The organism is Brevundimonas sp. TWP2-3-4b1 (assembly GCF_049897665.1).
Classification (GTDB): domain Bacteria; phylum Pseudomonadota; class Alphaproteobacteria; order Caulobacterales; family Caulobacteraceae; genus Brevundimonas; species Brevundimonas subvibrioides_B.
This window is the reverse complement of the sequence record NZ_JAFCWQ010000007.1, coordinates 73,827-87,749: the sequence shown is the minus strand read 5'-3', so window position 1 is coordinate 87,749 and position 13,923 is coordinate 73,827. Positions and strand designations below refer to the sequence as shown.

Here is a 13,923-nt window from a genome sequence, read left to right as displayed (position 1 = left end):
CTGATGCCGTGAATCCTGCTCCAGATATCAGCGAGAGCCTGATTCACGCTTTCGACAGAAGCGCGACGCGCTTCCGTCTCAAGCGATCAGGCTCTAGCCCGCCGCCATCACCCCACAGGCCACCCGGTCGCCGGCTCCGCCGATCGGCTGGCTGACGTGGTCATCGACCTTGGCGTGGATGACGATGGCCGAGCCGTCCGCATCCCACAGCCACTGACCCGGGCCTTCGTCGGCGATCCGGGCGCGGCTGGTGAACAGCTCCGCCGAGGCCGAGCCATCGGGCGCGGCGAAGATGTTGGGCAGATCCCCGTCATCGGGCCCTTCTGCGTTCAACAGGCCGTGCGGCGCCTTGGGCTCGCCGTGGTTCACATGGGCTCCGGCCGAGGTGAAGGGCGCGGCGCATTCGCCGACGGCGTGGATATGCACCCCATGCCAGCCCGGCGTCAGGCCGGTCGCCTCGATCCGGATCAGCAGGCCCGTCGCGCCCTGCGTCAGCACGGCCCGGCCGATTCGCGCGCCCGAAGTGTTGACGAGGGTGGCCTCGCCGAAGTCCCCCGGCGTCGCCCGCATCATCGTGTGATCGCCGTAGTCGTTGGCGGTGACGCTCACGCAGGCTCCCAGCGGGGCGGCGAGGAGGGCGACGGCGAGGGCTGCGGTGCGCATGGATTTGGTCCTTTCACGGATAGGCAGGCCGCCTGTGAAAAAGCCTGCGAAATTTTGCCTCGCGGGCCCACGGGTGCTAGAAATCGTCATAGCGGATCACGTTCCGATTCCGGCCATCTAAAGCCTAAAATCCTTGACCGACGACAGCTACGAAAACGCCGCACCGCCAGCCGGTTCGGGCGGCTCGGACATTTCCATCATCTCGATCGAGGACGAGCTGAAACGCTCCTACCTCGACTACGCCATGAGCGTGATCGTCAGCCGTGCGCTGCCGGACGCCCGTGACGGCCTCAAGCCCGTTCACCGTCGCATCCTCTATTCGATGCACGACCTGAACATGACGCCCGAGCGGTCCTATTCGAAGTGCGCCCGCGTCGTCGGCGACGTGCTCGGCCGGTTCCACCCGCACGGCGACGCCTCGGTCTATATGGCCCTGGTCCGCATGGCCCAGCCGTTCTCGATGGGGCTGATGCTGATCGACGGCCAAGGCAATTTCGGCTCGGTCGACGGCGATATGCCGGCCTCGATGCGCTACACCGAGGCGCGCATGGCTCCGGCCGCCAGCGCCCTGCTGGCTGACATCGACAAGGACACCGTCGATTTCCAGCCGAACTACGACGAGAAGGAGCTGGAGCCCGTCGTCCTGCCGGCGCGGATCCCGAACCTGCTGGTCAACGGCGCGGGCGGCATCGCCGTCGGCATGGCGACCAACATCCCGCCGCATAATCTGGGCGAGATCGTCGATGCGGCCGTGGCCCTGCTGGACGAACCCGACATCTCCGACGACGCCCTGCTGGACATCGTGCCGGGTCCCGACTTCCCGACCGGTGGCGAGATCCTGGGCCGCACCGCGCCCCGCAACGCCCTGCGTGAAGGTCGCGGCTCGGTCATCGTGCGCGGCGTCGCCTCGGTCGAGACCATCCGCAAGGACCGCGAGGCCATCGTGGTCACCGAGTTGCCGTTCCAGGTCAACAAACAGACCCTGATCGAACGAATCGCCGAGATGGTTCGCGAGAAACGCCTCGAAGGCATCTCGGACGTCCGCGACGAATCGGATCGCCAGGGCATGCGGATCGTCATCGAGCTCAAGCGCGATGCGTCCGGCGACGTGATCCTGAACCAGCTGTGGCGCTACACCGCCATGCAGTCGTCGTTCGGCGTCAACATGCTGGCCCTGAACCACGGCCGCCCGGAGCAGATGGGCCTGCGCAAGATGCTCGAGGTCTTCCTCGACTTCCGCGAAGAGGTCGTGGTCCGCCGCGTCAAGTTCGAGCTGGCCAAGGCCCGCGACCGCGGCCACGTCCTGGTCGGTCTGGCCGTCGCCGTCGCCAACATCGACGAGGTCATCCACATCATCCGTTCCTCGGCCGATCCCGCCGAGGCGCGTGAGCGGCTGCAGGCCAAGGCCTGGCCTGTCGGCGACATGATTGCCCTCGTCGAGCTGATCGCCGATCCACGCTCGGTCCTGATCGACGGCGACAGCCTGAAGCTGACTGACGAACAGGCCCGCGCCATCCTGGGCCTGACGCTCAGCCGCCTGACCGGCCTCGGGCGCGACGACATCTTCGCCGAGGCGCGCGGCCTGGCCGACACCATCCAGGGCCACCTGACGATCCTGTCTGACCGCAAGAACATCATCGCCATCATCCGCGAGGATCTTCTGAAAGTGCGCGATGAGTTCGCCGTGCCCCGTCGCACGACCATCGGCGAAGGCGACTTCGAACTGGAAGATGAGGACCTGATCCCGCGCGAGGACATGGTCGTCACCGTCACCCACGGCGGCTACGTCAAGCGCGTCGCCCTGAACGCCTATCGGACCCAGCATCGCGGCGGCAAGGGCAAGTCCGGCATGACGATGAAGGACGAGGACGCCGTCGTCGGCGTCTTCTCGGCCTCGACCCACACGCCGGTCCTGTTCTTCGCCACCAACGGCAAGGCCTACAAGCTGAAGGTCTGGCGCCTGCCGCTGGGCGCCCCGACGTCGCGCGGCAAGGCCTTCGTCAACCTGCTGCCGATCGAGCCGGGCGATTCGATCATGAACGTCCTGCCGTTGCCCGAGGATGAGACGACCTGGGGCGACTACGACATGATGTTCGCCACCCGTTCGGGCGACGTGCGCCGGAACAAGCTCAGCGACTTCGCGACGGTCAACCGCGCCGGCAAGATCGCGATGAAGCTGGAAGACGGCGACCACATGGTCGGCGTCGCCCTCTGCACTGCCGAGGACGACGTCCTGCTGACCACCGCGCTGGGCCGCGCCATCCGATTCAAGGCCGACGACGTCCGCGTCTTCAAGGGCCGCGATTCGACCGGTGTGCGCGGCGTCCGCCTCCAGGGCGACGACGCCGTCATCTCCATGGCCGTCCTCGGACGTGTCGATGCGACGCCGGACGAGCGGACGGCCTATGTGAAGCACGCCAACGCCATGCGTCGCGCTACCGAAGGCGAGGACGACACCGCCGTGGTCGAGGCGGATGACGAGGCCGAAGGCTCGGGCGACGCCGCCCTGTCGGTCGAACGCATCGCCGAACTGGGCGCGGCCGAACAATTCATCCTCACGGTCACCGAGACCGGCTTCGGCAAGCGCTCCTCGGCCTATGAATACCGCCGCACCGGCCGGGGCGGCCAGGGTCTGACGGCCCACGGTCTGGGCGGTCGCGCCGGCGCCCGCCTCGCCGCCGCCTTCCCGGTCGAGGATACCGACGACCTGCTGCTGGTCACCTCCAACGGCCAGATGATCCGCACCCGTGTGGGCCAGGTCCGCATCGTCGGCCGCTCCAGCCAGGGCGTGACCATCTTCCGCACGGCGGAAGGCGAGAAGGTCGTGTCCGTCGAACGTCTGGCGGACAGCGGCGGCGACGAACCCGAGGTCGACACCGATGAGGGCGGCGAAGGTTGATCCCTCTCCCGTTGGGAGAGGGCTTGAGCGCACGGCGGCGAAGCCGTCGTCCTTGCGCGAAAGGGTGAGGGCCGCGCCTCACTGGTACGAACCCGACCCTCACCCTTTCGGCTTACGCATCGCTCCGCTCTGCGAGCCTCAAGTCCTCTCCCACCGGGAGAGGGTTCGATGACCGGCTTCCTCATCGACGGCCTTCCCCCGACCGAGGCCGATCTCCGCTACCTCGCCATCGTGAACTATGGCGCCTACACCTCCTTCCGCGTGGATGCGGGTAGGGTGCGCGGCCTCGACCTCCACCTCGCCCGCCTCCACGCCTCCGCGATCGAACTGTTCGGCGAGGCGGTGGGGGAGGATCGCCTCCGCGACCTCATGCGTCTGGCTCTCGGAGATCGCCGCGACGCCTGGCTCCGCGTCAGCCTGTTTTCGCGCGAGATCCTGCCGCACAGCCCTTCGGCCCGGGGCCGTCCCAGCGTCATGATCGTCGTCTCGCCCTCGCCCCCGCCCCTGGCCGGCCGCATGAGGATCCAGGCCCGGACCTACGTTCGCGACGCGGCCCATCTCAAGCACACGGCGACCTTCCCCCTGATCCATGCCCGGCGGGTGGCGCGGGAGGCGGGCTTCGACGACGCCCTGTTCGCCGACGCGGACGGCCTGATCTCCGAAGGCAGTCTGTGGAACATCGGCTTCCTTGAGGGCGACTGCGTGGTCTGGCCCGAGGCCCCCATGCTCGAAGGCGTCGCCGAGGCCTTGATCTCGCGCGGCCTCGCCGCCGTCGGCCTGACCGAGCGACACGCGCCCGTCCACCTCATCGACCTCGACGCCTTCGACGCCGCCTTCCTGTGCAACAGCGCCACGCCGGCCTGTCCGATCACGGCCATCGGCGACCATGTCTTCGGCGCCGCGCCGGGGCGGATCGACCGGCTCGCACGCGCCTGGTCGTCGAACGCGCCTCAGCCGATCTAGGCCGGACCCGCGCCGCCTGCTAATCACACCACGCGGCGGGGAGAAAATGCATGCGGATCGGGCTTTACCCGGGGACCTTCGACCCGGTCACCAACGGCCACATGGACATCATCGGCCGGGCTGTGAAGCTGGTCGACAAACTGGTCATCGGCGTCGCCCAGAACGACGACAAGGGGCCGTTGTTCACGACCGCCGAACGCGTCGAGATGGTCCGCGCCGAGGTCGCCCGCCTCGGGGCCGACATCGAGGTCCTGCCATTCTCGACCCTGCTGATGCATTTCGCCGAGAAGCTGGACGCCAACGTCATCGTGCGCGGCCTGCGCGCCGTCGCCGACTTCGAATACGAGTTCCAGATGACGGCCATGAACCAGCGCCTCAATGACGACATCGAGACCGTGTTCCTGATGGCCGATCCGCGCCACCAGGCCATCGCCTCGCGACTGGTCAAGGAAATCGCCCGGCTGGACGGAAACATCGACAGCTTCGTCAGCCCCGCCGTCGCCGCCGCCGTGCGCGACCGTGTCAAACGCTAGAATCGCTCAGGATAACGCCTTGAAGATCACGCCTTTCGTCCTCGCCGCCGCCCTGTCGGTCCTCGCACCCGCCGCTGCCACGTCTCAGACCGCACCCGCGACTGCCGCCCCGATCCCTGCAGCAAGCGACTGGCGCACCATCGCGCCCGAGAACCTGCTGGTCATCGATACCTCGAAGGGTCGAATCCTGGTCGAGCTGGAGCCACGCGCCACGCCGCGGCACGCCGAGCGCATCCGCACCCTGGCGGACCAGGGCTTCTACGACGGCCTGAAGTTCCATCGCGTCATCACCGGTTTCATGGCCCAGACGGGTGACCCGCTGGGCACAGGAGCCGGCGGCTCGGAATTGCCCGACATCGCCGCAGAGTTCACCTTCCGCCGTGGCCGCGACGCCCGGTTCGCCCCGATCGAGGGCGGCGCTCCGACCGGCATCGTCGGCCTGGTCGGCTCCCTGCCGGTGGTGACCCAGCCTGACGCCCAGATGATGGTGACGGCGGACTTCAAGACCGACGCCAGCGGCCTGTTCTGCACCGGCGTCGTCGGCATGGCCCGCTCCGGCGCGCCCGACAGCGCCAACAGCCAGTTCTATCTGATGATGGCGACCAACCCGGTCCTGAACGGAAACTACACCGCTTTCGGGCGCATCGTGTCGGGACTCGAGGTCGTCAGCGCTCTGAAGGCCGGTCCGGAGAGCGCCGACGGCGCCGTGAACGACAATCCGGACACGATGACCCATGTGCGGACCGCCGCCGCCCTGCCCGAAGGCGAGCGTCCGGTCGTGCGCGTGCTCGACGCCCGGTCGGCGGCCTTCCAGGCGCATGTGGCCGAGGTTCGCGCCGCGCGCGGTTCCCAGTTCACGGTCTGCGACGTGCAGCCTGTGGCGGAGGTTTCAGGGGGATAGCCCTCTTTATCCGTGCATCCCCGCCAAGGCGGGGACCCAGTCCTTTGGGAGATGATCGCCAGATGTCCGTGTTCGAATTGTTGTCCCACGCGCCGCGCCTCGCAAACGCGCCGGGTCCCCGCCTTCGCGGGAATGATCGAAAGACGGGGGCATGGGCGCTCGCGATCGTCTCGAGCGTGATGCTGGGCACAGCGCCCGCTGTGTTTGCGCAGGAGGCCTCGCCGCCTCCCGCTGCAGTCCCGGCCGCTCCGGGCGCCGCCGACTGGCGCACCGTCCCGGCGGACAACCTGATGATCATCGATACCAACCGGGGCCGGATCCTGGTCGAACTCGCGCCCGAGGCCGCGCCCCTGCATGTCGAGCGGATGCGGCTCCTGACCCGCCGCGCCTTCTTCGACGGCATCACCTTCCATCGTGTCATCGACGGCTTCATGGCCCAGACGGGCGATCCTCTGGGCAATGGCGAGGGCCAGAGTCCCTACCCGGACATCAAGGCCGAGTTCACCTTCCGCCGGGGTCCGGAGGCGCCGTTCACCCCGGTCGCCTCACCGGCCGGCGCCATGCTGGGCTTCCTGCACAGCCTGCCCGTCCAGACCCAGCCGACCTCCCTGATGGCCACGACCGCCGACGGCAAGGTCCATGCCTGGGGCGCCTATTGCCCGGGGGTCGCGGGCATGGCGCGCGATGACGCCATCGACAGCGCCAACAGCCAGTTCTTCCTGATGCGCCAGCCCTATCCGGCGCTGGACAAGCGTTACACGGTCTGGGGGACCGTGGTGTCGGGCCTCGATGTGGTTCGGGCCATCAAGGTCGGCGACGGCGACAACGGCGCGGTCACCGCCGATCCCGACCGGATGATCCGCGTGCGCATCGCCTCGGACCTGCCCGAGGCGGATCGGCCGGTGGTTCAGGTGCTGGACACGGCCTCGGCCGCCTTCCGGACCCTGGCCGACGGGGTGCGGACGGCGCGAGGCGCGGACTTCTCGATCTGCGACATTGTCCTGCCGGTTCAGGTCTCGGGCGCGGCCGCTCCAGCGGCCTGACCGCCTCGCCCCCGGCCGCGACGTCGGCGCTGGGGTTTGCGGGCCTCGCGCATCTGCTGCAGCAGCATGCCCTCGCGCAGCCCCCGGTCGGCGACCCTGACCCGCTCGCTGGGCCAGGCGCGCTGTACCGCGTCCAGGATCGCGGCCCCGGCCAGCACCAGATCGGCGCGGTCCGGCCCGATACAGGCCTCGGCCGCCCGACCCTTCGGCCCCAGGGCCTTCAGTTTCTCGGCCGCGGCATCGCACTCGGCCCGCGTCATCCACAGCCCGTCGACCCGGTCCCGCTGATAGCGCCTCAGGTTCAGATGAACCCCCGCGAGGCTGGTGATCGCCCCCGATGTCCCGACCAGATGCCCCTGACCGGTGGCGAACAGCCTGCGGAACTCGTCGTCGTCGAACGATCCGACAGACAGTGCCGCGCTCATGTCTCCGACCATGGCCTCGTACCAGGCCGCACCCGCTCCGGCCGGTTCCGGGTGCCGCTCGGCGAGGGTCACGACCCCCAGCGGCGCCGACATCCAGGCCACGGTCTTCATCTCCGCGCCTGACTTCCTCAGCCAGGAGAGTTCCGTCGAGCCCCCGCCGACATCGATGACCAGCACCGCCTCGGCCTTGGGGTCGAACAGGTTGATGCACCCCTCGACCGACAGGCGAGCCTCTTCGACGGGGTCGATGATGCGGAGTTTCAGCCCGGTGCCGCGACGGACGCGATCGATGAACTCCTGGCCGTTCTCGGCCTGCCGACAGGCCTGGGTGGCGACAGCGTTGAGCCGGGCGGAATCCACGCCGCGTCGAACAACCCGCTCGGCGCACAGGGCCAGGGCGTCATAGGCACGGTCCATCGCCGCCTCGTCGAGCCGGCCGGTGCGCGACAGACCTTCGCCCAGCCTAACGATGCGGCTGAAACTGTCGACCACGCGGAAGCCCGCCCGCGCGGGACGCGCGATCAGCAGGCGACAATTGTTGGTCCCCAGATCGAGGGCGCCGAACACGGGACCGTCGCGACCCGACGAATCTCGCATGGACGCCCCTTGGACCCGGGACCGCTCGTCGCGCCTTCGCGGCGCGCCGTCGGGTTCCGGCATGGGCCGAACTTTCATGTAGGCGCAACCGAACCGGGCGCCCGTCCCGGTGAACCTAGCCGCGCCGAACCGTCCGCGCCAAGCCTATCTGACAGCAAGATGAACAGGACGACCGGCATGCCGCTCAGGCTCGGGGTCGTATCTGTGCAGGATGACCCAGTCCCTCACCGCCAAATTCGGCCTCGGCCAGATCGTGCGTCACCGCGAGGAATCGTTTCGCGGCGTGGTCGTCGACGTTGACGCTGTCTATGCGGGACCGGCCGGCGAACCCGGCCCGGACCAGCGCGATCAGCCCTTCTATCGCATTCTCGCCATGGGGATGGAGTCCGGCTTCCTGGTCTATGCCGCCGAGAACGTGCTTGAGCATGATCCCGACGTGACGCCCCTGTCTGCCGCAGACCAGGCCCACTGGTTCACGATGGACGACAACGGTCGCATCGCGCCGCGGGCGCAGCCGATTCACTGATCCGGCCTGATCCGGCCGTTGGCTCTTCGCCGCCGGGGTTCTAGACTGCCGGTCCAAGGAGCGCGTGATGGCTGATTTCGAACATGTCTTTCAAACCCCGCCGGAGGGCGCGGCGGCGGACTGGACGATCTCCCAGAACTGGCGCGCCTATACCCAGGTCGAGCACGACACCTGGGATACCCTGTACGCCCGCCAGATGAAGATCCTGCCCGGGCGCGCCTCGGACGCCTTCCTGAAGGGTCTGAAGGCGCTTGACCTGAACACCGGCGGCATCCCCGACTTCGCCCTCATGAATCCAAAGCTGAAGGCCCTGACCGGCTGGACGGTCGTCTGCGTGCCCGGCCTGGTGCCCGACGAGGTCTTCTTCGACCACCTGGCCAACCGCCGCTTCCCGTCGGGCCAGTTCATCCGGAAACCCGACCAGCTCGACTATCTCCAGGAGCCGGACATCTTCCACGACGTGTTCGGCCACGTCCCGATGCTGACCGACCCGGATTTCGCCGACTACATGCAGGCCTACGGCAAGGGCGGCCAGCGGGCCCAGTCTCTGGGCATGCTCAAGAACCTCGCCCGCCTCTACTGGTACACGGTCGAGTTCGGCCTGATGGACGAGGGGCAGGGCCTGCGCATCTACGGAGCCGGCATCGTGTCGTCGGCCTCCGAAAGCGTCTTCGCGCTCGAGGATCCGTCGCCGAACCGCATCGCCTTCGATCTGGAGCGGATCATGCGGACCGACTACCGCATCGACGATTTCCAGCAGGTCTATTTCGTCATCCCCTCGATCGAGGCCCTCAACGACGCGACGCTGGAGGATTTCGGCCCCATCTATGATCGTCTGAAGGGCGCGTCCGAGATCGGCATCGAGGCGATCCAGCCCTATGATCGGGTGATCACCCGTGGCACCCAGGCCTATGCCCAAAAGGGCGGGAGATTCGCGGCATGATGCGCACGACCACCATCCTTCTCATCGCCGGTCTCGCCGTCGCGGCAACCGGCTGCACCGAATCCAGACGCGCCCGGAACGCCGCGACCTGGAGCGACCAGCCCGCCGACATCACCTGCTGGACCTATGGGACCGAGACCTTCTCCGGCCGATCGACCGGCAAGGTCGAGTATAACGACGGCGGCCGCATCGCCTTCGTCGACGCCGCCAACGGCCGCTACACCACCATCGATGGCGAGTGCCGCGTGGTCTATCTGGCCGAGGGCGAAGAGGCGGCGGCCGCGCCGGGCGATCCGGCCGGTCCCGTCTCGCCGCCCCCTGCAGTGCCGGAAGCCTAGGCCTCTACCCGTCTGGCGCGCGGACGCACCCCCAGCAGCAGTCCGAGCCATCCGATGCGCCGCGCGATTTCGTAGGCCGCGAAACAGGCGGCGAAGGTCCCGCCGCTGATCAGCCCGCTCTCGACCGGCAACGGCAGGCTCAGCGGCATCAGATACCAGGCCGCCACGATGATCACCGTCTGGTGGACGATGTAGAACGGAAAGACCCCGACGCTGAGATAGCGCAGCACGGGCCCGCCACGGTTCAGATAGCGCGCGCCGTATCCCAGGATGGCGGCGATCCATGTCCACTGATCGATGGCGTAGACGACTCGCATCAACAGCTTGAGCATCTCGGGCGGAGCCGCGTCGTCGCCGCGATAAATCCAGGCGTAGGCCGCCCAGCCCGCCCAGGCCAGCAGGGCCAGTGCAGCCGAAGGCCTCCTCAGGCGGATGAAGGTCGCTCTCAGCGTCTCGGATCGCGCGATCAGGAACCCGAACAGATAGGCTCCGAACGACAGGCCATGATTGTACCAGTCGCCGGTGAGGTCGTGGGTGATCTCGAACAGGGTCGCCAGGGTGAACCGCAGTACCGCGAAATACAGGATCGGCCAGATCAGCAGGCCCCATCCGGCGCAGGCGCGTTCCGTCCACCGGCCGAGCCCGGCCAGGGGCCTGCCGGGAAGACCGACCAGCACGGCGACGATCAGGCCATAGGCCAGCAGATAGGCCACGAACCACAGATGGTTCCAGGTCGGCGTCGTCACGCACCCATCCGCATCACACCAGTTGCCCGAAGCCGTCGCGTACTTGACCCAGAAGTCCTGCAGAACCCACGAGTGGGCGGGATCCGCGACGCCTATGCCCTGAAGCGCCTGGAAAATCTCGTAGTAGATCTGGGGTGGAACGATCACGAACATCCCGAACAGCAGAGCTGGCAGAAGCCGCAGCACCCGCGATCCCGCCAGGCGCCTCGCCGCCTTGCCGCCGTTCGCCGCGAAGCCATCGGTCAGAAAACGGGTCGCCGCGCCGGACACGAGGAACAGCAGGGTCAGCCGCCAGGGGTTGGTGATCATCATCACCGGCTGGAGGGCCTCGACGATGCGCGGGCTTTTGATGTGAAAGTCCCAGGACACGTAGAGCATGCCCACGTGATAGAGGATCAGCAGGAAAAAGGCGCCGACGCGGATCCAGTCCAGGTCGTGGCGGCGGGCAAGGGGCGACAGGGTGGCATCCGACATGGGCAAACTCCGTGAGCAGTGAGGATCGGGCCATCGTCAGGGTCACGGGGCCGGGCGAGCAATCGCCTAGGGCCGCGCAGCGCCCGGGAGGGGATGGCCGTTTCTCGGCCGGGACAAGTGGCGCGCCTCGCGTGACGAGCGGGCTCGTCCGCCGATGGAGGAAGCGGTTCCGGCACGCCGATCCGGGCGACCTGCGGACGGCCTGCCTGTTGATCCTCCCCGTGACCGCGCTCGTCGTGGTCGTGAACGCCCTTACCAATCTGGCCGACATTTCCGGAATCGCGGCCTGGGAGCCGTGGAGCTGGGAGATCACCAGCGCGATCTCGATGATCGCCGCCGTCTGGATTCCCTGGCTGGCCATCGCCTTGGCCCCGCCGGAGGACGCGCTGGGCGCGGGGTGGCGACCCAGGCTCAGGTTCGGCGCCATCCATGCGGCGAGCGTGCTGGCCTTGTCGGCCCTTCACGTCGCGGGCTTCATCCTGCTGCGCCGGTATATCTATGGGGTCATGGACGCCGGACCCTATGAGTTCGGCGATCGGTTCATCTATGAGCTGCGCAAGGACGCCATCAGCTATCTGAACCTGCTCGGTGTCTTCTGGGCGATTGGTTATCTGCGTCGGCGACGGGACGAGCCGGTCCGTCCGGTCAGCTTCGACATCCGCGATGGTGTCCGCATCATCCGGGCGCCTCTGTCTAACATCGTCGCGGTGTCCTCGGCCGGCAACTATGTCGAGTTCTGGCTGGCCGACGGCCGGCGGCCTCTGATGCGGGCGACGCTGGCGGCGATCGAGGTCGAGCTGGAGCGGTTCGGGTTCGTCCGCGCCCACCGATCCTGGCTGATCAATTCGGGTTGCGTCACCGGCCTTCGACCGGAAGGTTCGGGAGACTGGACTGTCGAACTTGGCGCGCTGGAAGCGCCCGTGTCCCGCCGGTATCCACAGGCGCTGGATCGGCTGAGGGCCGGCGTATGATCAGTCGGGATGGGCGATCAAACTCTTCGCCTTCGTGTCGCGCATCAGGACATAGGTGATCAGAGACACCCCGATCATCCCGGTGACGTACCAGAAATACAGGCTCTCGCGGCCGTCCAGCTTGAACCACAGGGCGACGTATTCGGCGGTGCCGCCGAACACGGCATTGGCGAGGGCGTAGGGCAGGGCGACGCCCAGGGCGCGGATGTGGGCGGGGAACAGCTCGGCCTTCACCACGGCATTGATGGCGGTATAGCCAGACACGATCACCAGGGCCGACAGGCACAGGGCGAAGGCGGTGAGGGCGTTGGTCGTGACCGCCAGTGCGCTCATGATCGGCACGGTGCAGAACACCCCCAGTATGCCGAAAGTGATCATGACGGGCTTTCGCCCGATGCGGTCCGACAGGGCCCCGACGGCGGGCTGCAGCAGCATGAACAGGAACAGGGCCGCAGCGCTGATCTCGGTCGCCTGGGCCTTGGAGAAGCCCGAGGTGTTGGTCAGGAATTTCTGCAGATAGGTGGTGTAGGTATAGAAGGCGAGCGTGCCCCCGGCGGTCAGGCCGATGACGATCAGCGCCTCCTTGGGATGGCGCAGCACCAGCTCCAGCGCGCTGGATTTCGGCGCGGCGCGGGTCACCGGATCCTCGAAGGCGCCGGTCTCGTCCAAGCCCCGACGCAGCCAGAAGACCACGACCGCCAGCCCCGCCCCGACGAAGAAGGGGATGCGCCAGGCCCAGTCCGACAGGGCCGCTTCGCCCAGGGTCCGCTGCAGCAGGATCAGCAGCATCAGGGCCAGCAGCTGGCCGGAGATCAGGGTCACATACTGGAAGCTGGACCAGAAGCCGCGATGCTTCGCCGTAGCCATCTCGGACAGATAGGTGGCGCTGGAGCCGTATTCGCCGCCGACGCTGAGGCCCTGCATCATGCGGGCGAACAGCAGCAGGGCAGGGGCGGCCAGACCGATGGTGGCATAGCCGGGGGTGCAGGCGATCAGCAGCGAGCCCGCGCACATCAGGCTGACCGACAGGGTCAGGCCGGCCTTGCGTCCCTTGCGATCGGCATAGACGCCCATGACCCACGCCCCCACGGGGCGCATCAGGAAGCCGACCGCGAAAATGGCGGCGGTGCTGAGCAACTGGGCGGTCGGCTCGCCCTTCGGGAAGAAGACCGGGGCGAAATAGACGGTGAAGGCCGCGTAGGCGAACCAGTCGAACCATTCGACCAGATTGCCGGCCGAGCCGCCCACGATGTTTCTCAGGCGGCGGGCGGACGTCATATGAACCTGCATCATGCGACAGTTTCCATGGGCCGACGGACGGCCAGGGCGACGCCGACCGTCCAGGCGGCAAGCGCGATCTCGAGCACCCGCTGGGCTCCGCCGAAGAATTCGAATCCGGGGTGAATCAGCCAGATGGCGCCGGCGGCGGGCGCCCCGCAGACGATGGCGAGATGGAACAGGTCGCGCCCTCGGGGCCAGGACTTCGCCGCCAGCCCGACCAGGCCCAGTCCAGCCAGACCACACAGATAGCCGATGCCTCCCAGCACCTCATGCAGGACGGCGGCCGGGCTCGGGCTCGCCAGCGAGCATCGGAAATCGCAGGGAAAAACTCCGCCGAACATCAGGCCGAGACCGTTCAGCGCGCTCAGGCCGAAGCCGATCATAGCCAGCGGGCTACGTGGAAAAAGCGGAATGCACATCAGCCAGAAGGCGGCCAGAAGGACGCCGGAGGCCATGAAGGCATAGCTGACGCCTGGCCCCGTACTCGCGCCGGTCGCGCCCAGTTCGCTGATGTACTGGCGCAGATGGTCGTAGCCCGGATAGGCGAACCCGGCCGAGATCGCGGCCACCGCGAGGATGACCAGGCTCAGGATTGCGCAGGTGAAGGCGAGTTGGCGCAA

At 67.7% G+C, this 13,923-nt stretch carries 14 protein-coding genes; 9 read left to right on the top strand and 5 right to left on the bottom strand.

Annotation, left to right across the window (positions count from 1 at the left end):
- Positions 1-93: 93 nt before the first annotated feature.
- Complete coding sequence (locus ACP7A5_RS07550) at positions 94-663, bottom strand: superoxide dismutase family protein (protein ID WP_426041343.1); 570 nt, start codon at positions 661-663, stop codon at positions 94-96.
- Between the two features lie 133 nt (positions 664-796).
- On the opposite strand from ACP7A5_RS07550, the gene gyrA reads away from it, so the two are divergent.
- The 5 genes from gyrA (at position 797) to ACP7A5_RS07525 (ending at position 7,002) form a co-directional block, all read left to right on the top strand.
- A complete protein-coding gene (gyrA, locus tag ACP7A5_RS07545; protein ID WP_426041342.1) occupies positions 797-3,562 on the top strand; it encodes a DNA gyrase subunit A in 2,766 nt (921 codons plus the stop codon).
- Positions 3,563-3,730: 168 nt separating this feature from the next.
- Complete coding sequence (locus ACP7A5_RS07540; protein ID WP_426041341.1) at positions 3,731-4,525, top strand: aminotransferase class IV; 795 nt, start codon at positions 3,731-3,733, stop codon at positions 4,523-4,525.
- A gap of 50 nt (positions 4,526-4,575) precedes the next feature.
- Positions 4,576-5,058, top strand: coding sequence for a pantetheine-phosphate adenylyltransferase (gene coaD, locus ACP7A5_RS07535; RefSeq protein WP_426041340.1), 483 nt, complete (start codon positions 4,576-4,578; stop codon positions 5,056-5,058).
- Between the two features lie 19 nt (positions 5,059-5,077).
- Positions 5,078-5,959, top strand: a complete 882-nt coding sequence (locus ACP7A5_RS07530) for a peptidylprolyl isomerase (RefSeq protein WP_426041339.1) — start codon at positions 5,078-5,080, stop codon at positions 5,957-5,959.
- Positions 5,960-6,138: 179 nt separating this feature from the next.
- Positions 6,139-7,002 (top strand): peptidylprolyl isomerase, encoded by an 864-nt coding sequence (locus ACP7A5_RS07525; protein ID WP_426041403.1) that lies wholly within the window; start codon positions 6,139-6,141, stop codon positions 7,000-7,002.
- Here the strand turns inward: ACP7A5_RS07525 and ACP7A5_RS07520 are convergent.
- Positions 6,969-8,087 (bottom strand): Ppx/GppA phosphatase family protein, encoded by a 1,119-nt coding sequence (locus tag ACP7A5_RS07520; protein ID WP_426041402.1) that lies wholly within the window; start codon positions 8,085-8,087, stop codon positions 6,969-6,971. The two genes, ACP7A5_RS07525 and ACP7A5_RS07520, sit on opposite strands and share 34 nt — an antisense overlap.
- 148 nt (positions 8,088-8,235) lie before the next feature.
- Here ACP7A5_RS07520 and hspQ point away from each other — a divergent pair, with 148 nt between their 5' ends.
- The 3 genes from hspQ (at position 8,236) to ACP7A5_RS07505 (ending at position 9,831) form a co-directional block, all read left to right on the top strand.
- Entirely contained in the window at positions 8,236-8,550 is a 315-nt protein-coding gene (gene hspQ / locus ACP7A5_RS07515) for a heat shock protein HspQ (protein ID WP_425990647.1), read from the top strand.
- Positions 8,551-8,617: 67 nt separating this feature from the next.
- Complete coding sequence (phhA, locus tag ACP7A5_RS07510; RefSeq protein WP_426041338.1) at positions 8,618-9,493, top strand: phenylalanine 4-monooxygenase; 876 nt, start codon at positions 8,618-8,620, stop codon at positions 9,491-9,493.
- The gene (locus tag ACP7A5_RS07505; protein WP_426041337.1) at positions 9,490-9,831 is read left to right on the top strand and encodes a hypothetical protein; all 342 of its coding nucleotides are present in this window, start codon (positions 9,490-9,492) and stop codon (positions 9,829-9,831) included. Before phhA ends, ACP7A5_RS07505 begins: the two co-directional genes overlap by 4 nt.
- On the opposite strand, the gene ACP7A5_RS07500 is transcribed toward ACP7A5_RS07505, so the two are convergent.
- On the bottom strand, positions 9,828-11,051 hold the full coding sequence (locus tag ACP7A5_RS07500; protein ID WP_426041336.1) for an acyltransferase family protein: 1,224 nt from the start codon (positions 11,049-11,051) through the stop codon (positions 9,828-9,830). The two genes, ACP7A5_RS07505 and ACP7A5_RS07500, sit on opposite strands and share 4 nt — an antisense overlap.
- 221 nt (positions 11,052-11,272) lie before the next feature.
- On the opposite strand from ACP7A5_RS07500, the gene ACP7A5_RS07495 reads away from it, so the two are divergent.
- A complete protein-coding gene (locus tag ACP7A5_RS07495; RefSeq protein ID WP_426041335.1) occupies positions 11,273-12,022 on the top strand; it encodes a LytTR family DNA-binding domain-containing protein in 750 nt (249 codons plus the stop codon).
- On the opposite strand, the gene ACP7A5_RS07490 is transcribed toward ACP7A5_RS07495, so the two are convergent.
- Positions 12,023-13,315, bottom strand: coding sequence for an MFS transporter (locus tag ACP7A5_RS07490; protein WP_426041334.1), 1,293 nt, complete (start codon positions 13,313-13,315; stop codon positions 12,023-12,025).
- Positions 13,312-13,923, bottom strand: coding sequence for a DUF998 domain-containing protein (locus tag ACP7A5_RS07485; RefSeq protein WP_426041333.1), 612 nt, complete (start codon positions 13,921-13,923; stop codon positions 13,312-13,314). Before ACP7A5_RS07485 ends, ACP7A5_RS07490 begins: the two co-directional genes overlap by 4 nt.